Source organism: Lactobacillus sp. ESL0237 (assembly GCF_003692985.1).
GTDB lineage: Bacteria > Bacillota > Bacilli > Lactobacillales > Lactobacillaceae > Lactobacillus > Lactobacillus bombicola.
Window position 1 is genome coordinate 252,422 of the sequence record NZ_REHE01000006.1, and the last position, 22,898, is coordinate 275,319.

At 35.6% G+C, this 22,898-nt stretch carries 27 protein-coding genes and 2 tRNA genes; 22 read left to right on the forward strand and 7 right to left on the reverse strand.

Features of this window, described 5'->3' with window-relative positions; translation table 11 throughout:
* The first annotated feature begins 42 nt into the window (after positions 1 to 42).
* Together F5ESL0237_RS02795 and F5ESL0237_RS08450 are read left to right on the forward strand one after the other, a co-directional pair.
* Positions 43 to 1,509: a glycosyl hydrolase gene (locus tag F5ESL0237_RS02795; RefSeq protein WP_122024579.1), complete on the forward strand. Its 1,467-nt coding sequence runs from the start codon at positions 43 to 45 to the stop codon at positions 1,507 to 1,509.
* 267 nt (positions 1,510 to 1,776) lie between these two features.
* Positions 1,777 to 1,953, forward strand: a complete 177-nt coding sequence (locus F5ESL0237_RS08450; RefSeq protein ID WP_165777851.1) for a hypothetical protein — start codon at positions 1,777 to 1,779, stop codon at positions 1,951 to 1,953.
* Between the two features lie 31 nt (positions 1,954 to 1,984).
* Here F5ESL0237_RS08450 and F5ESL0237_RS02800 read toward each other — a convergent pair whose 3' ends face one another.
* From F5ESL0237_RS02800 to F5ESL0237_RS02810, 3 genes are all read right to left on the reverse strand, one after another.
* Positions 1,985 to 2,995, reverse strand: coding sequence for a serine hydrolase (locus F5ESL0237_RS02800; RefSeq protein ID WP_122024580.1), 1,011 nt, complete (start codon positions 2,993 to 2,995; stop codon positions 1,985 to 1,987).
* Positions 2,996 to 3,076: 81 nt separating this feature from the next.
* Positions 3,077 to 3,535, reverse strand: coding sequence for a DUF3021 domain-containing protein (locus F5ESL0237_RS08610; RefSeq protein ID WP_122024581.1), 459 nt, complete (start codon positions 3,533 to 3,535; stop codon positions 3,077 to 3,079).
* Positions 3,532 to 3,975, reverse strand: a complete 444-nt coding sequence (locus F5ESL0237_RS02810) for a LytTR family DNA-binding domain-containing protein (RefSeq protein WP_122024582.1) — start codon at positions 3,973 to 3,975, stop codon at positions 3,532 to 3,534. The genes F5ESL0237_RS08610 and F5ESL0237_RS02810 overlap by 4 nt, the downstream gene beginning before the upstream one ends.
* A gap of 208 nt (positions 3,976 to 4,183) precedes the next feature.
* On the opposite strand from F5ESL0237_RS02810, the gene F5ESL0237_RS02815 reads away from it, so the two are divergent.
* Both F5ESL0237_RS02815 and F5ESL0237_RS02820 read left to right on the forward strand, forming a co-directional pair.
* A tRNA-Glu gene (locus F5ESL0237_RS02815) sits at positions 4,184 to 4,255 on the forward strand.
* An 8-nt stretch (positions 4,256 to 4,263) separates the two neighbouring features.
* Positions 4,264 to 4,335, forward strand: a tRNA-Gln gene (locus F5ESL0237_RS02820).
* A 542-nt stretch (positions 4,336 to 4,877) separates the two neighbouring features.
* Here the strand turns inward: F5ESL0237_RS02820 and F5ESL0237_RS02825 are convergent.
* From F5ESL0237_RS02825 to F5ESL0237_RS02835, 3 genes are all read right to left on the reverse strand, one after another.
* A complete protein-coding gene (locus F5ESL0237_RS02825) occupies positions 4,878 to 5,153 on the reverse strand; it encodes a type II toxin-antitoxin system YafQ family toxin (RefSeq protein ID WP_122024583.1) in 276 nt (91 codons plus the stop codon).
* Complete coding sequence (locus F5ESL0237_RS02830; protein WP_158592380.1) at positions 5,140 to 5,418, reverse strand: type II toxin-antitoxin system RelB/DinJ family antitoxin; 279 nt, start codon at positions 5,416 to 5,418, stop codon at positions 5,140 to 5,142. The genes F5ESL0237_RS02825 and F5ESL0237_RS02830 overlap by 14 nt, the downstream gene beginning before the upstream one ends.
* Positions 5,419 to 5,925: 507 nt before the next feature.
* Positions 5,926 to 7,278, reverse strand: coding sequence for a Mur ligase family protein (locus F5ESL0237_RS02835; protein ID WP_122024584.1), 1,353 nt, complete (start codon positions 7,276 to 7,278; stop codon positions 5,926 to 5,928).
* 146 nt (positions 7,279 to 7,424) lie between these two features.
* Between F5ESL0237_RS02835 and F5ESL0237_RS02840 the strand changes: the two genes are divergently transcribed.
* The 18 genes from F5ESL0237_RS02840 (at position 7,425) to F5ESL0237_RS02925 (ending at position 21,411) form a co-directional block, all read left to right on the forward strand.
* Positions 7,425 to 8,033 (forward strand): thymidine kinase, encoded by a 609-nt coding sequence (locus F5ESL0237_RS02840; RefSeq protein ID WP_122024585.1) that lies wholly within the window; start codon positions 7,425 to 7,427, stop codon positions 8,031 to 8,033.
* A 6-nt stretch (positions 8,034 to 8,039) separates the two neighbouring features.
* Positions 8,040 to 9,128 carry a peptide chain release factor 1 gene (prfA, locus tag F5ESL0237_RS02845; RefSeq protein ID WP_122024586.1) on the forward strand — a complete coding sequence of 363 codons (1,089 nt, stop codon included), beginning with the start codon at positions 8,040 to 8,042 and terminating at the stop codon, positions 9,126 to 9,128.
* Complete coding sequence (prmC, locus tag F5ESL0237_RS02850; RefSeq protein WP_122024587.1) at positions 9,121 to 9,969, forward strand: peptide chain release factor N(5)-glutamine methyltransferase; 849 nt, start codon at positions 9,121 to 9,123, stop codon at positions 9,967 to 9,969. Before prfA ends, prmC begins: the two co-directional genes overlap by 8 nt.
* On the forward strand, positions 9,969 to 10,973 hold the full coding sequence (locus F5ESL0237_RS02855; RefSeq protein ID WP_122024588.1) for an L-threonylcarbamoyladenylate synthase: 1,005 nt from the start codon (positions 9,969 to 9,971) through the stop codon (positions 10,971 to 10,973). The genes prmC and F5ESL0237_RS02855 overlap by 1 nt, the downstream gene beginning before the upstream one ends.
* Positions 10,974 to 11,059: 86 nt before the next feature.
* Entirely contained in the window at positions 11,060 to 11,689 is a 630-nt protein-coding gene (upp, locus tag F5ESL0237_RS02860) for a uracil phosphoribosyltransferase (RefSeq protein ID WP_122024589.1), read from the forward strand.
* Positions 11,690 to 11,804: 115 nt separating this feature from the next.
* Complete coding sequence (gene atpB / locus F5ESL0237_RS02865; protein WP_122021546.1) at positions 11,805 to 12,518, forward strand: F0F1 ATP synthase subunit A; 714 nt, start codon at positions 11,805 to 11,807, stop codon at positions 12,516 to 12,518.
* Between the two features lie 18 nt (positions 12,519 to 12,536).
* On the forward strand, positions 12,537 to 12,761 hold the full coding sequence (gene atpE / locus F5ESL0237_RS02870) for a F0F1 ATP synthase subunit C (RefSeq protein ID WP_122021547.1): 225 nt from the start codon (positions 12,537 to 12,539) through the stop codon (positions 12,759 to 12,761).
* Between the two features lie 49 nt (positions 12,762 to 12,810).
* The gene (gene atpF / locus F5ESL0237_RS02875) at positions 12,811 to 13,323 is read left to right on the forward strand and encodes a F0F1 ATP synthase subunit B (protein WP_122024590.1); all 513 of its coding nucleotides are present in this window, start codon (positions 12,811 to 12,813) and stop codon (positions 13,321 to 13,323) included.
* Positions 13,323 to 13,871, forward strand: coding sequence for an ATP synthase F1 subunit delta (gene atpH / locus F5ESL0237_RS02880; RefSeq protein WP_122021548.1), 549 nt, complete (start codon positions 13,323 to 13,325; stop codon positions 13,869 to 13,871). The genes atpF and atpH overlap by 1 nt, the downstream gene beginning before the upstream one ends.
* Before the next feature lie 15 nt (positions 13,872 to 13,886).
* Positions 13,887 to 15,398, forward strand: a complete 1,512-nt coding sequence (gene atpA / locus F5ESL0237_RS02885) for a F0F1 ATP synthase subunit alpha (protein ID WP_122021549.1) — start codon at positions 13,887 to 13,889, stop codon at positions 15,396 to 15,398.
* Positions 15,399 to 15,408: 10 nt separating this feature from the next.
* Entirely contained in the window at positions 15,409 to 16,371 is a 963-nt protein-coding gene (locus tag F5ESL0237_RS02890) for a F0F1 ATP synthase subunit gamma (RefSeq protein ID WP_122021550.1), read from the forward strand.
* 23 nt (positions 16,372 to 16,394) lie between these two features.
* Complete coding sequence (gene atpD, locus F5ESL0237_RS02895; RefSeq protein ID WP_090093228.1) at positions 16,395 to 17,834, forward strand: F0F1 ATP synthase subunit beta; 1,440 nt, start codon at positions 16,395 to 16,397, stop codon at positions 17,832 to 17,834.
* Positions 17,835 to 17,845: 11 nt separating this feature from the next.
* Complete coding sequence (locus tag F5ESL0237_RS02900) at positions 17,846 to 18,283, forward strand: F0F1 ATP synthase subunit epsilon (RefSeq protein ID WP_122021552.1); 438 nt, start codon at positions 17,846 to 17,848, stop codon at positions 18,281 to 18,283.
* A gap of 67 nt (positions 18,284 to 18,350) precedes the next feature.
* Positions 18,351 to 18,581, forward strand: coding sequence for a DUF1146 family protein (locus F5ESL0237_RS02905; RefSeq protein WP_122021553.1), 231 nt, complete (start codon positions 18,351 to 18,353; stop codon positions 18,579 to 18,581).
* An 82-nt stretch (positions 18,582 to 18,663) separates the two neighbouring features.
* Positions 18,664 to 19,650, forward strand: coding sequence for a rod shape-determining protein (locus tag F5ESL0237_RS02910; protein WP_090093233.1), 987 nt, complete (start codon positions 18,664 to 18,666; stop codon positions 19,648 to 19,650).
* Positions 19,651 to 19,670: 20 nt separating this feature from the next.
* Positions 19,671 to 19,964, forward strand: a complete 294-nt coding sequence (gene yidD, locus F5ESL0237_RS02915) for a membrane protein insertion efficiency factor YidD (protein WP_122021554.1) — start codon at positions 19,671 to 19,673, stop codon at positions 19,962 to 19,964.
* A gap of 8 nt (positions 19,965 to 19,972) precedes the next feature.
* The gene (locus F5ESL0237_RS02920; protein ID WP_090093237.1) at positions 19,973 to 20,200 is read left to right on the forward strand and encodes a DUF2969 domain-containing protein; all 228 of its coding nucleotides are present in this window, start codon (positions 19,973 to 19,975) and stop codon (positions 20,198 to 20,200) included.
* 17 nt (positions 20,201 to 20,217) lie between these two features.
* Positions 20,218 to 21,411, forward strand: a complete 1,194-nt coding sequence (locus F5ESL0237_RS02925) for an FtsW/RodA/SpoVE family cell cycle protein (protein ID WP_122024591.1) — start codon at positions 20,218 to 20,220, stop codon at positions 21,409 to 21,411.
* A gap of 57 nt (positions 21,412 to 21,468) precedes the next feature.
* Here the strand turns inward: F5ESL0237_RS02925 and F5ESL0237_RS02930 are convergent, their stop codons facing one another.
* Positions 21,469 to 21,921, reverse strand: coding sequence for a universal stress protein (locus F5ESL0237_RS02930; protein WP_122024592.1), 453 nt, complete (start codon positions 21,919 to 21,921; stop codon positions 21,469 to 21,471).
* Positions 21,922 to 22,898 lie beyond the last annotated feature (977 nt).

Below are 22,898 nucleotides of genomic sequence, written 5' to 3' on the forward strand. Positions count from 1 at the left end.
TATATAAATGTTTATAAATTAATGGGATTAAAAGAGGAAAAAATGTTAAATTTTAAAATAGAAGAAAATAAAATAACTCCTTTCCCACATTATTGGGAGACGTGTGTTGGTAGTTGCCATGCTTATACTGCATTAAGAGAAGATTATCGCCAACAGTTGATTAAAGCACATAATGAACTTGGTTTTAAATATGTTCGTTTTCATGGCTTATTTGATGATGAAATGAGTGTTTGCATTGAAAATTTTGATTTTAGTGGCAATTCACAGGGTATTACCTATAATTTTCTCAATATTGACAAGGTTTTTGACTTTTTGCTAAAAATTGGTATGAAACCATTTGTAGAGTTAAGTTTTATGCCAACTTGCCTTGCATCTAAAGAAAATAGAGTTTTTCCGTATGGCGGAAACAATACCATGCCTAAATCAGATGACTTATGGGAAGAATTGATTAGAAGATTTATTAAACACATTATTGACCGTTATGGTAAAGAAGAAGTTGAATCGTGGTTCTTTGAAGTTTGGAATGAGCCTAATTTGCCACTATTTTTTGCTGGAACACAAAAAGATTATTTTCACTTATATCAAATAACTGTTGCAACAGCGAAAAAAATTGATAAAAATCTTAAATTCGGTGGTCCTGCAACATCATTTAATTCATGGATTCCCGAAATGATTGATTTTTGTGAAACTAATAATGTTCCTTTAGATTTCTTAACGACGCATCATTATCCTACAGATGATCCACTTTGGCAAAGTGGGCTAGGAATCGAAGAATTTTTTAAAAATTCAGATCAGACTAAAACTGATTATCATCGTGGCATTTTAAAAGAAATGACTGCTAAAACTGTCAAGCAAGCCAAGGGCTATCCCATTTATTATACAGAGTGGAATGTTTCAGCAATGGTAGGTGATATGATTCATGATGAACCATATGCCGCTGCAATGGTCGCCAAAACAATTGCAGATAATGATAGCATGGTAGAAGGTTATTCATTTTTTACCTTTACTGATATTTTTGAAGAGCAATCGCAAAAATTAGGTCAATTCCATGGTGGTTATGGTTTGCAAACTGTTGATGGAATTGAAAAGCCCGTTTATCGTATTTTTGAAATTTTACATAAGCTAGGTTTTAAGCGATTGGGTGTGCAAGGCAATGATCAGGGAACTGCAGAGGTTTTAGCAGTACGAAATGACGTAGATTTGCAATTACTTGCATATAATCACAATGTTCCAAGTGAAGAAATTAAAACAGAAAAAGTGCAGATAGGACTTGAAAGCAAGAAAAATTTTGCTGGAATTTTAGAAAGAATCGATGATAGCCATGCCAATCCAATGAAAAAATGGATTGAAATGGGTAAACCAGACTACCTTAAACAGCCAGAAATAGATTTTTTGAGGGAAAATTCTAAATTACAAAAAGAACAGATTTTAGTTGAAAATGGGAAAATTATACTAAGTTTACTGCCTAATTCGTGTATATTTATAACAATTCCTAATTATTTTTCGTAGAAAGATCACTCTAAAATAGTTTTAATATATTGTTAAAATGGTTAATTAAATTACATAACATGTAAATTATAATAATTCTGATAAATTGTTTTATGTTTTGATAAAAAAGTTTAATTATGCTTACGTATGTAAACATTTTGAAATAATAACATTCCAAGCAATAAAAAATGATAGTAGCGTAAAATTTTGAATAAATAACTAAAAATGCCCCCTAATTTATTAATAAAAACGGTATAATTAAGGTAAATAGAAGGGAGCATTATTCAAATGATGTGTGAAAATTTATTTTTTAAAATTTTATGGGTAATTGTCTATGGCATTACTGCTTACTTTACTTTTACTGATAAAATGATGATGGCGATGTACTGGATGGCTGGGGGAATGTTTGCCCAGGCTGTTGTTGATTTGGTTTACCATTTTTGGACAAAGAATAAAAAATGTTAATTAAAAGCAACTTCATTTTGAAGTTGCTTTTTTAATGATCATTTTCAATTAAAAAATTTTGAATAATTTTTTCGCGCATTGCTAAAAAAATTTGATTGTGTCCGGTGGGATGAATTCGGTTAGTTAAAAGAATTAAGCCGGATTTTTTAATACGATCAAGAACAATTAAGGTTCCAGTATAACCAGTATGTAAAATAATTGGATAATTATCTTGCGGGTCAAAGCGTAAATCCCATCCCCATGAACGTGGCGCAACACCGCTGGGGTTCTTATTATCAAATAGTAAACTAACAGTATCTTGACTAAAGGGGAGGATATCACGATCGATTCCAAGGTAGCCTTTACAAATTTTCACTAAGTCGTTTAAAGTTGAAAACAGCCCAGCGGAGCCACAATCTTGCCCAAGTTGACGAGCTTTAGGATCATGGGGGATGCCCTGAAGAATTTTATCTTTGACTAAAGCAGTAGGAACACACAAGTTTTTATCAGGCTTAAAGCCTGTTTCTTTTAGACCCATTGAATTTATAATTTCTTGCTGACCAACTTTTTGCACAGGAAGATTGTAAATTTTTTTAATGACTAGGCCTAGAAGAATAAAATTAGTATCAGCGTAACGCATTTTATGTTCAAATTCATTGGTTACCGGAAGGTGAATAATTGCGTCTAAAAGTTCATCATGGCTAAGTTCATCGCGATTTTTTATCCATCCCCGAATACCACTTGTATGTGTCATTAAGTGAAAAAGTCGCACCCGCTCATCGGTAAATTCAGGAATAAATTGGTGCAGTGGTTCGGAAAAATTTAGTTCATTTTTTTGATAAAGTTTTAATAAGATATTTTCTGTAATTAATACTTTAGTTAAACTTGCTAAATCATATTCTGCAAATGGACTGAGTTGCGTTACGGTGGGATAAATGCTTGCAAAACCAATTGTTGATGTAAAAATTTGCTCATTATTAATAAAAGCGTAATTAACGCCAGGGACCACACGGTCTGAAACCATTGATTCAATTAAATTTTGGGTAGCTGAATAATCAATCATAAAATTTGTCCTTAATTAAATTTGCATACTCAGTCTATTATATCCAATTTTGTATCTCAATAGCCAAAATTATTCTACGGTTTAATTTTGATTTTTTTGGTGCAATTTTCGATTTAACGATTTAACAAACATCTTTGCTCTAATTAGACTTACGGACCAAACAATTAAATAAATAATACAAAAATCAATCGTAAAATCAAGTAGGTAGTACCAGTTCCATTCGTGTTCATTAACTAAAATACTCAGGATGATAAGCAAAAAATAAGTAATACAGAAATGGACTAAGGTTTGCTTAGTAATACTCCAAGTTTCAATCCGATAAATAAGACTGCTACAACCAAAAATAATTCCAATTAGTGCCCAAATAAATAAGTCTACCAAATTTACCGAAACAGAATGCTGAAAAAAGCGTTCGAAGTTTGATAGTGATGAGAAGGGATTGAAAGAGGGACTAAAAATAAGGTATGAGAATATGCCAATATTGACTCCAATTGGAGCGGACCAAAGAGCTAATTTTAAAATTTTTTTGCAAAGGTTCATGATAAAAACTCCTTTTTAATTTTTTGCATGTAACGGCGTGAACTGTAGGTGGTATGACCATTTTTAAAAATAATTTGATAAATGCCATTACGCGTAAGGGCAAATTCTTGAATACAACTAAAATTTACGATTTCAGAACTTGAAACTTGAATGAAGACTCGTTGAGGTAGAATTGACTTGATTTCATATAGTCGCTTTTTTAAGCGATAATTTCCTTGATTAGTCTCACAAATAACTTTCTTATCTTGTGTATGAATAGAAATTACATCATATAGGGCGATTACCTTTTGGCGTCCATTTTGATAACCAATCAGATTTTGTTCATTGACAAAATAAGACAAATTATCTTGTAAAGTAGTACTGTTATTATCAATTTGAGGTGTATTAACAGTCACTGATAGGTCAATTGCCTGGGGATCAATTTTTTGATTAACAAGCATAAATGCATCTCCTTTCTGTTTTTTTAAGATAGCAAAAGTAAATATGTTAAACAACAATTTAAAGATGAATGGTCATTTTTTTAGGATAAGTGGTAGATCGACTATAAAAAAAGCAATCACTTGCCAAATTAATTAAAAAAATATTTTTTTGCGATAAAAAGCACTTGACTTTACCCCTGGCTTCAAGCATAATAATTACTGTTGATTTTGCCCGTTGGTCAAATGGTTAAGACGCCACCCTCTCAAGGTGGAGTTACGAGTTCGATTCTCGTACGGGTGATTTAACACTGGGATATAGCCAAATGGTAAGGCACAGGTTTCTGGTTCCTGCATGTTTCGGTTCGAGCCCGGATATCCCAATATAAATGGCTTAACAGCAGGCTTTAAGAAGGTCTTAAAACTGCTTTGTCCATCATATTATTTGAACTAAAAAAGCTAGATGAAATAAATCATCTAGCTTTTTTTATTCTCTTTATCGCTTTTTCTCTTATCCTCATCAATATAGTAGGCATAGACGTCTAAGGCTGGCTTTCATCGCACTGATTTTAGCAGTTCACGGCTCGATTTAACTGGAATTGCCTCCCAGTGTGGTAATAGAAAATTTTAGACATGCAAAACAAATGCAAGGCTATTTATCAAGCAATAAATCATTTCTCAGATAGTTAAAGCCAGCTATTTAGGACGATTTTAAATACTGTATATAGATGAACTTAAAGACTGGCAAGTTGCTAACAAAGTTAAATATAGTGCCCCTTGCTATAGTGCTTTGAAACGATATGCCTTATGCCAATTTGCTGATTTTATTGAAACTTGGAAGATTAAATATGATGTAGATAGACCTGAATTAAATATTTACAAATATAAAAAAGCTTAGGTAGCCATAAAAAGTTACTTAAGCTTTTTTATTTATCAAATAATTGTCTATGTGAGTCTGTATCGACTAAATAAAGGATTAGTTCGTTATTTTTGATTTGATAAGTTAATAACCAATCCGGTTCGATATGTAACTCACGAATTCCTTGACATTTGCCTTTAAGTTCGTGGTCATGATACTTGGGACCAATGTTGTTTGTAATGATAGCTTCTACAGCAGCAAATAGTTTGTTAAGATCTTTCCCCTGTTTGACTGCTTGCTTGGCGGATTTTTTGAATTTACGTGATTGCTTAATCTTGTACATATTTACGCAAATCGTCTTCCCAATCTTTAACAGAATCAAATGATTCAATGTTACCTGATTTGATTTCATCCAAAGCTTGGTCTAATTCGCTAGTCACACGTGGCTGAAAGGGTAATTGGCGATCATCAACGGAACGCTTTAAGAACATTGTAATTGCAGAGCTTAAAGTTAAGCCCATATCTTTAAAAACTAAATCCGCTTCATTTTTTAGATCGGTATCAATTTTAACATTCAAGTTAGTTTTTTTACTCGTTTTAATTGACATTGACATTTCCCCTCTTTCTTTTATTCTAGGGATATTATATCCTTGTTTCATTCTTTAATAAAGCATTATAAATAAAAATGGATAAATGCTTGGCCTGATTTTTAAAAATCGGGTCAAAATTGGTGCGGAATCGGAGATGAATCCGTAATTAATGGGTGTTATATTAATATTGTCGGTAGTAGTATTAATAATCATTATGGTAATAATCTTGCTACAATATTCAAAAATTATGGTTTAGTAACTTTGAGAATAGCGAGGCTGTAAACTAGCATACATGGAGGATAAAGCAATGAGTAAATGTGTGGCTTGGACAATAATATTAATAGGTTCAGTAATAACAATAATTTTAAAAGTATTGATGATGGCAAGGGGATAATCTGTTCCAGCTTATGCAATTAAAGTAGCTTAAATCATAGAAATAAATTTAAGTAATAATTATTACATCGCCCTTAGTCCCAATAGCAAGAGCCTAAGCAAAAACGGTAAGCAATCAGTGCTTACCGTTTTTTACATCCCAGCTTGAATAATATTCTTATCGGCCATTGACTTACGCAATGAAAGTAGGGCCGTGTAGGTTGATAAAATATAGACTTTCTTAGTTGGTAATTTGGCTAATTGCGCGATGACATCATTATCAGTTTTGCAGGTAGTCATCTGAGCTGGATTAAAGCCAGCAACTTCCAAACGAAAGCTCATATCATGCCAGCGCTGCCCCCCGACGATGACCTTTTTAATTTGAGACTGGTGTAATTCTTCAAATTGCCCATCCCAAATCCATGAAGTATCAATTCCGTCAGCATGATTAGCATTCAGTAGCGTGACTAATGAATAATCTTCTTTTTCTGTATTTAATAAGTGGAGTACTTCATCTAGACCTACTGGGTTTTTAACTAAGATCAAATCAATTTCTTTATCGGCATAGTTAATCAATTCTTGCCGCCCAAAGACACGCTTGTTTTTAGCAAATGCACTGGCGACTTCGTCATCGCTAAGACCAAAATAACGGGCAACGGCATAGGCGGCTAGGGCATTGTAAATATTATAGGTACCGCCAATATTGATACTGTACTCTTTAGTTCCCATTTGAAACTTAAGGTGGTTGGGGCTTTGCTTAATAATTTGGTTAACTGAATAGGTTAACTGCGGACGCTGATAGTCGCAATTAAGGCAGAAAAAGTCGCCGAGATTTGCGTAGATTCGATCGTGAAAGTGCAAGATATGGTTGCATTGCGGGCAAAGGACACCGTCTGTGTTAACCGGTGCAATGAGATTATTTTCTGCTTGATCGCTAGGTAAGTTAAAACCATAAAAAATCTTCGGATTAGGTAAATCGACAGAAGAAAAGATACTGGCATCGCCATTGGCAATTACGGTTGCTTTCGGTTCAAGTTTGATGCCGTCTAGAATCTTTTCATAGGTTGTATAAATTTCGCCATAGCGATCCATTTGATCACGAAAAATATTGGTCAGAACAAAGCAACTGGGGTGCAATAATTCAGTCACCAGCTTCACGTTGGCTTCATCAACCTCTAACACGGCAATTTTGCGTGAAGCTGCCTGGTCTCTATGTGCTAAAAAGGCAGTTACAATTCCTTGTTGCATGTTTGAACCAGATGGATTAGTTAAAACATCACCATATTTTTCACGTAAAGATTCAACAATTAACGCCGTTGTCATTGTTTTCCCATTCGTGCCGGTTACAATTACAGTTTCATAATCATTGGCTAAAGTATTTAAAATTTTAGGATCAATTTTCATAGCAATTTTACCTGGAAAACTAGTCCCACCTTTAAGGATATTATGTAAAAACCAGTAACTTAATTTTCCGGTAAATTTAGCAATTCTAGATTTTAATTTCATGTTTATCCCTCGCTTTAAAATCAATATCAACTATAGCATAGGCGACAAACTAAAACGAGTTTTTGGTTATAATTTAACTGCACAGATTTTGATTTTCATCTATACTAGATAAGTTAGGTGAATTTAATTTGAACAAAGGAGCAAAAATGGCACAGTTATTTTTTCAATACGGCGCAATGAATAGTGGTAAAACCATTGAAATTCTCAAAGATGCGCATAATTATGAGGTGCAAGGTCGTAAAATTGCACTTTTAACAAGCGCTCTTGATACTCGTAATGGTGTTGGTAAAATTGTTTCAAGAATTGGTCTTCAGCGTGATGCTATACCAATTAGTCACGAGATGAATCTTTTTACTTATATTCAAGAATTAAATGCTCAAGACGAAGCCCAAGGGGATGGACCAATTGCGTGTGTCTTTATTGATGAAGCTCAATTTTTAGAACGACATCACGTTATTGAATGTGCTCGAATCGTTGATGAGCTTAATATTCCGGTGATGACTTTTGGTTTGAAAAATGATTTTCAAAATAATTTATTTGAGGGAACTAAAAATCTTTTGCTTTTCGCAGATAAAATTAAGGAAATTAAAACAATTTGCCACTACTGTGGCCATAAAGCTACAATGAACTTGCGTATTCATAATGGAAAGCCGGTTTATGAGGGCGAACAAGTCCAAATTGGCGGGGATGAAAGTTATCACCCAGTTTGTCGTTTTCATTATTTTCACCCCAAAGCAAGAATAGAGAGGGATTAAAACAATATGGATAAAATTATGGCACAGCTTGAAGGTCTGATTGCTCATTATGAAGAGTTACAAGAGATGATGGCCGATCCTGAAGTGATTAATGATACTAAGCGCTATATGGAAATTTCAAAAGAAGAAGCTGATTTGCGTGAAGTAGTCGAAAAATATAAAAAGTTTAAAGCAGATAAGCAAGAAATAGCTGATAATAAGGAAATGATGGCTAGCGAAAGTGACCCTGACTTAATTGAAATGGCCAAGGCAGAAAATACTGAGCTGGAACAAGAAATCGTTGCCTTAGAAGATCAGATTAAGCTGTTAATGCTACCTAAAGATCCCAATGATGATAAGGACATTATCATGGAAATTCGTGGAGCAGCTGGGGGAGACGAAGCGTCACTCTTTGCAGCAGATTTGCTTCGAATGTATGAAAAATATGCCGAACAACAAAATTGGCAAGTTTCAGTAGTTGATAGTGAGCCCACTGAAGTCGGTGGCTATAAGCACATTGCCATTATGATCAATGGTAATAAGGTTTATTCTAAGCTTAAATATGAAAATGGTGCCCACCGTGTTCAACGAATTCCAGTAACTGAATCTCAAGGACGAGTGCATACTTCTACGGCTACTGTTGCTGTAATGCCGGAATATGAACAAGTTGACTTTGAAATTGACCCTAAGGATTTACGAGTTGATGTTTATCGGTCAAGTGGCGCCGGTGGTCAGCACATCAATAAGACTTCTAGTGCCGTACGGATGACCCACTTACCGACTGGCATTGCTGTTGCAATGCAGGATCAGCGTAGTCAGCAACAGAACCGGGAAAAGGCTCTGCAGATTTTGACTTCACGTGTTTATGATTATTATGAAAGCCAAAATCGTAATCAATATGATGCTAAGCGAAAAGATGCTGTTGGAACTGGTGACCGTTCTGAGCGAATTAGAACCTATAATTACCCGCAAAACCGGGTAACTGATCATCGGATTGGGTTGACAATTAATAAATTGGATCGCGTAATGAATGGCGACATGGATGAAATTATTGATGCTTTAATTTTATATAATCAGACAAAACAATTAGAGGAGTTGGCCGACCAAAATGGCTAGAATTAATACTTTAAATGATTTAAATACCTGGGCAACTCAAGCAGCTGCGAATCAGCGGCCAGAAGATATTGCCTTTTTATTGGCAGAAAGATTAGGCTTAAGTCCAAGTGAATTTCAACTTAAGCAGGAGCTAGAACTTTCATTGGACCAAGTCCAACAAGCTCAAAAAGATATCAAAAAATTAGCTAGAGGGATTTCACCGCAATATATCTTGGGCTATTCTTGGTTTTTAGGTTATAAAATCATGGTTCAGCGTGGAGTATTGATTCCGCGTTTTGAAACTGAAGAATTAGTGGAATGGGCTTTGCAGAGTTTGCAAGCAGACGATAAGATCCTTGACTTAGGTACAGGTTCTGGTTGTATTACGGTTGCGCTAGCTAAAGAAGCAGCTAAAAAGGGTTTTACTGATCTTAATTTATACGCATCTGATGTTTCAGATGTAGCTTTAAGGACTTCTGAAGAAAATTTCTTAACCTATCAGGTAGATGCAATAGTTCGTAAGGCTAATGTTTTAATTGGCTTAGAAAAATTTGACAAAATTATTTCTAATCCGCCCTACATAAAAGATACCGAGCGCGCAGAAATGGATCAAAATGTTTTACAAAATGAGCCCGAAGAAGCCTTATTTGGTGGTGTAGATGGTCTTAACTTTTATCGCAAATTTGTCCAGCAAGTACGTGAACACTTGAATAGTGGCGGTGAATTTTTCTTAGAGTATGGCTATAACCAAAAAGAGCAACTACAAGACCTATTTGTGCAAGAACTACCAGACTTTACAATTGAATTTAAAAATGATTTAGCAAATAAGCCACGCATGGTGAAGGGAAAGTGGAACAACTAATGGAGACCAAAATATTCTTACGCGAAGAAATTGATGCTGCAGCCAAATTACTTTTAGCTGGTGAATTAGTTGCGTTTCCTACGGAAACGGTCTATGGGTTAGGCGCTTTAGCAACTAACGAAAAGGCTGTTAAAAATGTATATGCGGCTAAAGGTCGTCCAAGTGATAATCCCTTGATTGTAACCGTAGCCGATGAAACTATGATGAGTAAGTATGCCAAGGCTGTTCCTAAGAGAGCTAAAAAATTACTTAAAAAGTTTTGGCCAGGTCCGCTTACTATTTTATTAGAAGTTAAACCTGGTTCTTTACCAGAAGCGGTAACTGGTGGATTAAAGACAGTAGCATTTCGTTGCCCTGATAATAAACTGACGCATGCGTTAATCACTAAGATAGGTTATCCAATTGTCGGCCCATCGGCCAATACTTCTACTAAACCTAGTCCAACTACCGCGCAGCATGTTTTTCACGATCTTAACGGAAAAATTGCCGGTATTATCGATGGTGGTCCCACCAAGGTAGGGCTTGAATCAACTATTATTGACTTATCTGTGGCAACTCCTATAGTTTTGCGCCCAGGTGCAATTACGCCTGAGGAATTGGGGACCGTCTTACAGGAAAAGGTTTTAATTAATAGTGGCAAAGTTAGTGAAAAAGATGTCCCTAAAGCTCCTGGCATGAAGTATCGCCATTATGCTCCTAGTGCGCCAGTAATTATTGTTGATAATTTAGCTGATTTTAAAGCAATTACTTATGACAAGCAAACAGCAGTAATGGCGTTAAATCCGGTTTTAGCTGAAATTGATTTACCGCAAGTAAATAAGTTTAATTTGGGTGATAATCTAAGTGATGCTGATCATAATTTGTTTGCGGGCTTGCGTTATTTTGATGATCAACCAAAAATCAAACAGATTTATGTTCAAGGTTTTAATGGTAGTCAAGCGACCATGGCTTACATGAATAGATTAGAAAAAGCTGCTGCTGGTCATCATTATCGGGTAAAATAAAAAATATTTAGAAAAAAGCTTTAAAGCGTTTGTTTTTTTGATTAAAATAGCAATGGATTTAGAGTAATTACGTATAGGAGGAAAATATGGGCAAGTTTACAGTTTTAGATCATCCGTTAATTCAACACAAGTTGACGATTATCAGGCGTAAGGAAACAAGTTCAAACGAATTTAGACGCATTGTTGGTGAAATTGGTGGCCTTATGACCTATGAAATCACCCGCGACTTACCTTTGAAAGATGTCGAAATTGAAACCCCAATGGGTAAGACAACGCAAAAGGAAATCGCCGGGAAAAAATTAACTATCGTACCAATTTTGCGTGCTGGAATTGGGATGCTTAACGGTGTCTTAGATATGATTCCGTCAGCTAAAGTAGGTGTCATTGGGATGTTTCGCGATGAAGAAACCTTAGAACCCCATGAATACTTTTGCAAACTGCCTAATGATGTTGCAGAACGCGAGTGTTTAGTAGTGGATCCTATGCTAGCAACTGGGGGTTCGGCCAATATGGCAATTGCAGCCTTGAAAAAACGCGGCGTTAAGGATATTAAACTAGCGGTGTTAGTTGCTGCACCTGATGGTGTCAAAGCTGTTCAAGCTGAACATCCAGATGTAGACATTTATGCCGCCGCCGAGGATGATGATTTATTGGATAATGGCTACATTTTCCCTGGTTTAGGAGATGCGGGCGATCGGTTATTTGGCACTAAGTAGAAGTTTTAAACAAATATTTATGGAATTCGCTTACATATTTACACAAATTTATTGAAAGTGTTAATATTGTATTAGTGTTCGATAAACTGGACACCAGAAGGGAGGTCACGAAGTAATGGAGCAACCATTTGTATTTAACTTCTTGGGTTTAAACTTTGATCTTGCAGGGATGATTGGCTCAACATTGATGGCAGCCGTAATCCTATTTGTTTGTATCTGGCTTTCACGCAAGGTTGAAATGAAACCAAATAAAAAGCAGAATGTTCTTGAATATTTACTTGACTTTACTGATAACATTGTCAAGGATAACGTTAGCGATGTTGATGCCCAAAAGCATTTATCGCTTTACGCTTTTGTTTTGTTTCTCTTTATCTGGTTTATGAACCAATTGGGTTTGTTTATGGAAATAAAAGTTGGTGATTTCATGTTTGTAAAATCGCCAACTGCAGATCCCGTAACGACAATGTCATTTGCAATGATGACCTTGCTTTTATCATTTACTTTTGGAATACAAAAATTTGGTACTGGTGGCTACTGGCGTAATTATGCCGAACCAGTTAGTTTCTTATTTCCAATCAATATGATTGAAGAAGTAACTAACTTCTTAACGCTATCGTTACGTTTGTATGGTAATATTTATGCAGGTGAAGTTTTATTAACATTGATTGGTAATCGTCTAGCACCGAGCTTTGGGATTACTACGATGGTTTTATCAGCTCCACTCGCCATGATTTGGCAAGGTTTCTCTGTCTTCATTGGCTCTATTCAGGCATATGTTTTTGTAACGCTATCGATGGTTTACGTTGGTAAAAAGGTTACAAAAGAATAATTTTTTGGAGGTTTAAATATGTCACAAGCTTTTAAATATATTTCTGCAGCACTTGCAGCTGGTATTGCTGCCTTAGCTGCTTCTTGGGGTAACGGTAAGGTTATTACTAAAACCATTGAAAGTATGGCTCGTCAACCTGAAAGTGCCGGCAATTTGAGATCAACTATGTTTATCGGTGTTGGTTTGATTGAAGCCGTTCCTATTTTAGCGATTGTTGTTGCCTTTTTAATTCTTTTCCTTTAATTTTTTTATTTGAAAGAATTTAGGCTAAAAAAGATAAGAAGGGCAGTAAATGACATTTCAAACTTTATTTGCAGCCTCAGCGAATCATATATATATCGGCAATACGCTATGGTATTTAATTGTATTCGTAATTTTGCTTCTCTTGGTAAAACACTATGCTTGGGGACCAGTTTCCGACATGATGGAAAAAAGACGGCAAAAAGTGATCAATGATTTGGATGCGGCTGCTGACAATCGTAAAAAAGCTGAAGTATTGGCTAATGAGCGCGAAGCTGCCTTGAAAAATTCAAGACAAGAGGCAACACAAATTATTTCTGAAGCAAAAGTAAGTGCTCAGAAAACGAGTAGCCAGATTGTAGCTGATGCTAACAAAAATGCCACTTCAATTCATGAAAAGGCAAAAGCTGACGCTGCTCAAGCAAAATCCGACGCTTTAGATGAAGCGCGTTCACAAGTTGCTGATCTTTCAGTTGCAATTGCAGAAAAAGTAATTGCCAAAAATTTATCAGTGACTGATCAAAAAGATCTAGTCGATCAGTTTATTAAGGGGCTGAATAAATAATGGCCTTAAGTAAAGAAGAGATTGCTGCACGATATGGTACTGCACTGTTTGATTATGCGCAGGACATGCATGCTGAGGATACTGTTCACGAGGATTTAGTAGAACTGCTAAAAGCTATTTCTACTTATCCGCAAATCTTAAAAGTTTTTAGTGATCCAATTTTTAATAGCGATGAAAAAAGGGCTTCTCTTGCGATAATTACCAAAGGCTTATCTCAAGAGGTGCAGACTTTTTTGAAATTATTGTTGGAATATAACCATTTTTTAGAGTTGCCTGATATTATCATGTACTATGATGATTTGTACAATAAGGATAAGCAGGTGACTAGGGGACTTGCAATTACTGCGGTCAAATTGACTAGGCAACAACTTAAGCAGTTGGGTGATAGTTATGCCCAGAAATATGGTTTTAGTAATGTTGAACTTGAAAATCAAGTTGATGAAAGCATTATTGGCGGCGTAATTTTAAAAGTTGGCGATTATGTGATTGATGGTTCAGTTAAAAATAAGCTTAAAAAGATTCGTGCGCAGTTAATTAACAAAGATTAAAAAGAGGTGAAACCATTGAGCATTAAAGCAGAAGAGATTAGCTCTTTGATCAAGCAACAGCTTGAACACTATGATGACAAACTCGACGTTAATGAAGTCGGTGTTGTAACATACATAGGTGATGGTATCGCCCGTGCTCACGGATTAAACAATGTTCTAGCGAATGAACTATTAGAATTTGATAATGGTTCATATGGTATTGCTCAAAACCTTGAATCAAATGATGTTGGTATCATTATTTTGGGTAATTTTGATGATATTCGTGAAGGCGACCAAGTTAAGCGAACTGGGCAAATTATGCGTGTACCAGTTGGCGATGAATTAATTGGTCGCGTAGTTAACCCTTTGGGTCAACCAGTTGATGGGCTAGGCGATATTAAAACGACTAAAACTCGACCAATTGAGGATTCAGCACCAGGTGTTATGGAGCGCCAGTCTGTTAATCAGCCGTTACAAACCGGAATCAAAGCGATTGACGCCTTGGTGCCAATCGGTCGGGGTCAGCGTGAGTTGATTATTGGTGACCGTAAAACTGGTAAAACTAGTTTGGCTGTTGATGCAATTTTGAATCAAAAAGGTCAAGATGTAATTTGTATTTATGTCTTTATTGGTCAAAAAGAATCAACAGTTAGAACTCAGGTTGAAACATTAAAACGTTTTGGCGCAATGGATTATACGATTGTGGTTGAAGCGGGACCAAGTGAACCAGCACCAATGCTCTATATTGCACCTTATGCTGGTACTGCGATGGGTGAAGAGTTTATGTATAATGGTAAGGATGTTTTGGTAGTCTTTGATGACTTATCTAAGCAGGCTGTGGCTTACCGTGAACTTTCGTTATTACTTCGTCGTCCGCCTGGTCGTGAAGCATATCCTGGTGATGTTTTCTATCTTCATTCACGTTTATTAGAGCGTAGTGCTAAATTAAGTGATAAACTTGGTGGCGGTTCAATGACTGCGTTACCATTTATTCAAACGGAAGCTGGAGACATTTCCGCATATATTCCAACTAATGTAATTTCAATTACTGATGGACAAATTTTCTTGCAAAGTGATTTGTTCTTTGCAGGAACTAGACCAGCGATTGATGCGGGTAATTCTGTTTCCCGTGTTGGTGGTAGTGCGCAGATTAAAGCCATGAAAAAAGTTGCAGGTACTTTGCGCACAGATTTAGCTGCTTTTCATGAATTAGAAAGTTTTGCTCAATTTGGTAGTGACTTAGATCAAGCAACGCAAGCTAAACTTAATCGTGGTCGGCGAATTGTCGAGGTTCTAAAACAGCCTTTACATGATCCAATTCCAGTTGAAAAACAAGTTATCATTTTGTACGCTTTGACTCACGGTTATATTGATGCAATTCCAGTTGAAGATATCGCTCGTTTTGAGAAGGAATTATACGATAACTTCGACAGTAGTCATGCGGATTTACTAGAACACATCCGTCAAACTGGTGAGTTACCGGATGAAAATGAATTAAAAGATGCAATTGCAAAATTTGCTGATAGTTTTTCACCAAGTAGCAAATAGGAGGTAGCTTATGCCTGCATCTTTACTTGAGTTGAAGAAAAAGATTGCTTCAGTTAAGCAAACTGGTAAAATTACCGAAGCGATGCGGATGGTTTCGGCATCAAAATTAAATCAAACTGAAAAGCGAGACGAAGGTTATACAGTATATAACAATCATATTAGGCAAACTTTATCTCGTTTGATGAGTGCAGAGGTTATTAACCATTTGCATAAAGAAAATTTAGTTGTTGATGAAGATAGCATTAGTAAAATTGATTATGAAAATGTTTTTGGCTTAGGTATTGTTTCAAACCTAGTGCAGTCGCGCAAAGAAATTAAATCAACCGGATATTTAGTTATTACTGGTGATCGCGGACTAGTCGGTTCATATAATAGTGCTGTCATTAAAAATATGATGGGTTTAGTGCAAGATGCTAAAGCTGAACATAAGGATATTAAAATTTTGGCAATTGGTTCCGTCGGTGCAGAATTTTTTAAGAAAAACAACTTAAATGTTGTATATGAAAATAATGCAATTTCGGATGTGCCAACTTTTGAAGAAATTTTACCAATTGTTTCAACTGCAATAAAAATGTATTTAAATGGCGTATATGATGAATTGTACGTGTGTTATACGCACCATGTTAATACTTTATCATCAGCGTTTAGAGTTGAAAAAATGATGCCAATCAATAATCTTGATATTGGTGTTAAAGAAGCTGAAGCACATAAGAATTTAGAATATGACATCGAACCTGATGTAAACACTGTTTTAACTACTTTAATTCCACAATTTATTCGTTCTGGAATTTATGGCGCGATTTTGGATGCCAAGACTGCTGAACATGCAAGTTCCATGACCGCCATGCAAAGTGCAACGGACAATGTTGATGAATTAGTTTCGAGTTTAACTACTAAATTAAATCGTGCAAGACAAGCAGAAATTACTACTGAAATTACCGAAATTGTCAGTGGTGCTAATGCTTTGAAATAATATGAGAAAAGGAGGTAGATGTTTTGAGTGAAGGTGAAGTTGTTCAAGTAATCGGCCCAGTGGTCGATGTTAAATTTCCACTTGATAAAAACCTACCTGATATTGACAATGCTTTGCGCGTAATTAAATCTGAGGATGAGACAATTATCCTTGAAGTTACGCTAGAGCTTGGTGATGGTGTCCTAAGAACTATTGCAATGGAATCCACTAATGGATTAATGCGTGGAATGAAGGTTGAAGATACTGGTAAACCTATTTCCGTGCCTGTTGGTAATGATACATTGGGTCGCGTTTTCAATGTTTTAGGGCAACCAATCGATGATGGTCCTAAATTTGATAAAGATCACGCCCGCGAAAGTATCCATAAAAATGCACCAAAATATGATGAACTAACCACTAGTCAAGAAATACTTGAAACTGGTATTAAAGTTATTGACTTGCTCGAGCCATATGTTCGAGGAGGTAAGGTCGGTCTGTTTGGTGGGGCTGGTGTTGGTAAGACAACCATTATTCAAGAATTAATTCATAACATTGCTCAAGAACATGGTGGTATTTCTGTTTTCACTGGTGTTGGAGAAAGAACTCGTGAAGGTAATGACCTTTACTTTGAAATGAAAGCATCTGGTGTTTTAAGTAAGACGGCAATGGTCTTTGGGCAAATGAATGAGCCGCCTGGTGCCAGAATGCGGGTGGCTTTAACTGGCTTGACTTTAGCTGAGTATTTCCGTGATGTTGAGGGACAAGATGTTTTGCTGTTCATTGATAACATCTTTAGGTTTACCCAAGCAGGTTCTGAAGTTTCTGCTTTGCTTGGTAGAATGCCGAGTGCCGTTGGTTATCAGCCAACTTTAGCCACAGAAATGGGCCAATTGCAAGAAAGAATCACTTCAACCAAGAAGGGCTCAATTACTTCAATTCAAGCCGTTTATGTGCCAGCTGATGACTATACTGATCCTGCCCCAGCTACTACTTTTGCCCATCTAGATGCTACAACCAACTTGGAGCGTAGCTTGGTTGAACAAGGTATTTATCCAGCGGTTGATCCTTTGGAGTCAACTTCAAGTGCCTTGGATCCAGAAGTTGTCGGTGCTGATCACTATGAAACTGCTACACGTGTGCAACATATTTTGCAAAGATACCATGAATTACAGGATATTATTTCTGTGTTAGGTATGGATGAATTATCAGATGAGGAAAAGGTAATCGTTAGTCGTGCCAGAAAGATTCAATTTTTCTTATCTCAAAACTTCTTTGTAGCAGAGCAGTTTACTGGTGTTCCGGGTTCTTATGTGCCAATTAAGGAAACAATCAAGGGCTTTAAAATGATTCTGGATGGTCATTTGGATGATTTACCAGAAGATGCTTTTCGTAGTGTTGGCCCAATCGAAGATGTTTTGAAAAAAGCACAAAAGATGGGCGTAACAGCTAGTGATCCAGAAGCTAAAGCATTGTTAGAAAAGTAGGGTGATGTCCAATGGCAGATCCAGAAAAACTTTTTATCGTTAATGTTGTAACTCCTGATGGTTTGATTTTTTCACATCATTGTAGCCTTGTTGAAATGCGCGCAATTGATGGTCAACGTTCAATTATGTATAATCACTTACCGATTTTGACCCCATTAACAATTGGTGAAATTAGAGTCAAACGTGGTCGTGAGATGAATGAAACAGTAAATCATATCGCTATCAGTGGTGGTTACTTTGAATTTTCTAATAATGTCGCCACAATTATTGCAGATAGTGCAGAACGTTCGACTAAAATTAATCTTTCGCGAGCAGAAGCTGCAAAGAAACGTGCCCAAAGCGAATTGGAAAAAGCTAAAACTACGCATGATCAACGTTCCCTTGAACGCGCACAAGTTGCATTAAGAAGAGCCGTTAATAGAATTAGTGTTTATAATTCAGATAATTAAGATAGTTTTAAACGGATGCACAAAGGTGTGTCCGTTTTTATTTAGCTAAAGTAAAGTGAGAAATAAAATGTTCCAACTCGGCGTTCATGCCTTAGTTAGTATTGTAATTTATTTAATTACAATTGCTTTATCTTTTCAAATCATGAAAAGTGTACAAATTGAAAAAATTATTCGGAAAAATAAAGTTTTTGAGGCCCAACTTTTATTGGTTTTTGCGGCAATTGCAATGGGTTTTTTAGTAGGTAATTTTCTAATTACCTTAATTGATACTTCCTTACAGTTAAGTAATTTCTTTTAAAACTTGCTTAAGTAAACGAAGTCAACAGCAAACTTATTATCTTTATGGTAAAATATACAATGAATATTTATGGAGGGTTATTGTGGCACGAGATATAGGAATTGATTTAGGGACAGCGAATGTGCTGATTAACGTCTCAGGCAAAGGAATCGTTTTAAATGAGCCATCAGTCGTTGCTGTCAATACAAGTACAAATAAAGTTGTAGCGGTTGGTACTGAAGCATATAAAATGGTTGGTCGTACACCTGGTAATATACGAGTTATTCGTCCCTTAAAAAATGGTGTGATTGCTGATTTTGACATAACTGAAGCAATGCTTTCTTATTTTATTGAAAAGTTAAATGTTAAGGGCTTTATGTCTAAGCCAAATATACTAGTTTGTGCCCCAACTGGTGTGACCTCAATTGAGCAAAAGGCAATTATTCAAGCTGCAGAAAAATCTGGTGGTGGTAAAGTATATTTAGACTTTGAACCCAAAGTAGCTGCTGTTGGTGCTGGGCTTGATATTTTTAAGCCACAAGGTAATATCGTAATTGATATTGGTGGTGGGACAACTGATATTGCAGTTTTATCCATGGGTGAAATTGTTACCAGTCAATCATTGCGTTATGCGGGTGACCATATGAATCAGGCCGTTGTTGCTTATATCAAGAATAAGCATAACTTGTTAATTGGTTCACGAACGGCTGAACAAATTAAGATTGAAATTGGTAGCGCTTTTGAACCTGATGAAGATGAGACCATTACAGTGCGCGGTCGCGATATGGTTGATGGTTTGCCAAAGCAAGTTACAGTTTCTGCAACTGAAATTCAAGAAGCTTTATCTGACGGGTTAATGACGATTGTTGCGGCAACAAAAGAAGTTTTAGAAAATACTCCGCCAGAGTTGTCAGCTGATGTTATTGATCGCGGCATTATGTTAACTGGAGGAGGCGCCTTATTAAAGAATCTTGACAAATTAATTTCTTATTACCTGAAAGTCCCAGTTTTAACAGCAGATCATCCTCTAGAAGCGGTCGCTTTAGGTACAGGTATTTTACTTAAAAATATTGAAAAGCATCAACGATAATAATTTAGTAGGAGGCTGGTTTGCGTAAACTTTTAATTTTTTTAGTAAGATTTTATCAAAGGATTATCTCTCCAGCATTGCCTCAAAGTTGTCGCTATTATCCGACTTGTTCAACTTATATGATTGATGCTTTAACTAAATTTGGTTTAATTAAAGGCTTGATTATGGGTACTTGTCGCATATTACGTTGTAACCCATTTGTGCGTGGTGGGGTCGATCCAGTTGCGGATAAATTTACTATTTTTCGTAATCCTCACCCAGAAAAGTATGAAGATGAAATTATTGCTAAAAAGTTTCATCCTTCTGTAAAGTAGGAGTTATTATGTCAAGAAAACCCGAAAATATTAATGTAGAGATTAATGAAGTCAAGAATAGGGAAAATCCGACTTGGGAAGTGGTTATCCCCCATAAAAAAACGATCGGTCTAATTGAAAAATTATCTGGTCGCTACCGAGCAACTTCAACTAAGAATAGTAGCATTTTATATGCTAAGAGTTTAGAGAGTAGTATCAATGACTTGCTTTCATACTATGTCTTACATGAAAAATAATAGGTAGTGATAATTAAATGGTAAAAGTTGAAAATAAAACAAACTTATTTAATCGAATTGCATGGAATATTGTCATCCCTGTTTTATTGCTAGCGGCAGTTGGTTTATATTCAATTTATTTTGCCGCCATTGATGATCCGAGTCATATGGGTAGTCCGGTAAAGGCCGTTTTAATGCAAGGACTGTGGTATATCATTTCGGTAGTAATTGTTTTATTCGTAATTCAATTTGATGCCGATCAGTTATTCCGCATTGCGCCTTATGTCTATGGCTTTGGGATTGTCCTTTTGATTGCAGTTTTATTCTTTTATAATCGGAGTATTGCCGCTGATGCAGGAGCGAAAAGTTGGTTTAAATTGGGTCCAATTTCCTTTCAACCCTCTGAAGTCATGAAACCGGCTTTCATCTTAATGTTGTCTCGAGTAGTTCATCAGCACAACCAGAAATTCGAACATACGATTAGAAATGATTGGAACTTAATTGGCAAAATTATTGCTTGGTTGATTCCTATTGCAATTCTATTAAAACTACAGAATGATTTTGGGACCATGCTAGTTTTTGTTGCAATTACTGGTGGGGTAATTTTAGTTTCTGGTATTTCTTGGAAAATTATTACCCCGATGTTTATTGCTATCGCAATTCTCGGAATAACCGTTATTATCATGGTTACTACACCACAAGGTCAAGTTCTCTTAAGTCATTTTTTCCAACCATATCAGTTTAAGCGCATTATGTCCTGGCTTAACCCCTCATCTGACACTTCCAAAGCTGCCTATCAGTTGTGGTTAAGTATGCAAGCAATTGGCTCTGGTCAAATATTTGGTAATGGCTTTGGCAAATTAAGTGTTTATGTTCCAGTTCGTGGCTCAGATATGGTCTATTCCGTAATTGGCGAGTCGTTTGGCTTTGTCGGTAGTGTAGCAGTTATTTTGTTATATTTATATTTGATTGTCCAGATGGTTCGAATTACCTTTGATACTAAGAATGCTTTTTATTCTTATGTTTCAACCGGTGTAATCATGATGATTTTGTTTCATGTATTCGAAAATATTGGCATGAGTATTGATTTGTTACCGTTAACAGGGATTCCGCTACCCTTTATTTCACAAGGTGGTTCAGCCCTAATTGGTAATATGGTCGGCGTTGGCATGATCCTATCGATGAAATTCCATAATAAAGATTACATGTTTAGTAAAGCCGGCGACTTTTAGAATTTAATTTAAATAATAAAAAAAGCATTTCAAGCTTGAAATGCTTTTTTTTATTATCTAAATTCTTGTTGGCTTAGTTGAACGACAAACTAATACGTCACAAGGGGCAGTTCTAGTTACATAATCGGTCACACTACCAATTAACATGCGCTCGACTGCATTTAAACCAGTTGAACCAAGAATAATTAGATCAATCCGGTGCTCTTTAGGGAATTGCTGGGCAATAATTGCTTTGGGAGACCCAAATTCAATGGAAAAATGAACTTCCTTGATTCCTGCATTTTGCGCTACTTCATAATACTTTTCCAATTTTTCTTTTGCATCGTTAGCAACTTGTTCGACCATATCAGAGTCAAAACTTGAAACATTTTGAAATGACTTTGTATCAATGACATGGAGAATTTCTAAAGTGGCATTATTACGCTGAGCCACTTCAATTGCTTTCTGAAAAGCTAATTCTGCTTCCTTGGAGCCATCAACAGCAACTTGTATTTGATGATATTGTTTCATAATTAATACCTCGCTTACTTTTTATTCTACCAAATTTTTACCTGAATTATTCGTTCTTTTGATTAATTAGGAGGGTAAAAATTAAAATAGTAAAACAACTTAGAAAAATTGTAATTAAATTATAGTATTTGTTGGTAAATAGTAATAGTAAGATGAAGCCGAGTATGCTTTCGAGACAGAGCAGAATAGCGGTGTAGGTCATGATTGCTTGAAAGTTAGTATTGGTTCGGTTATTAAATATTAAAAAGTGATCCTTGCGTTTTTGCCACAGATAATAAGCAGTTAGCAAAAGCAAGCAGAGGTAAGCTAAAACGACAATTTTTAAAATCATAAAAATCTCCATTAAAAAAGCGGTCCTCGTGACCGCTTCTATTATTTTCTAAAAAATCTAAGTTGAATTAACAGTGCAAAACAGTGCTGTTGAACCCGCAGTGTTCAAATAAATGAGTAGTATCGCAACGAATATGGATCCTATGCAAAATGGGTGATAGTGTTCCGATCCGACAGTTATTTACAGACTCGCACGTTTTTAGTTTGACCGGTCAACTTATACAATTAAGCTTGTTAATCAACTTAGACCATAGTTATACTATCTAATCCATTTTAGTTTGTCAAGAATAAATTCCAAGTGGCAAGCAGACACATAAAGTAACTAGGCATAATTTAAAAAAATACTAAATAAAAAAATTTTAAACTAAGTTTAGATATTTTTTATATATTTAAATAAGAATAATCTAAATATGTTTGTATATAAAATTAAGTTAAACAATTTATAATATAGATTCATCGTTAATTTTACCATAAATGTTATTTAAATTTCGAATAAAAAACCTTATTTAACAAGATAATAATACTAAAATTAATTCTTTGGTTTCCAAATCAATAAAATCCAGAAAAATGGTTATTTATAATTGCTGATTAATTTCGGATTTTATATTGCTAATTTTGTACTTAACGTCTAAAATAATTCATGTATA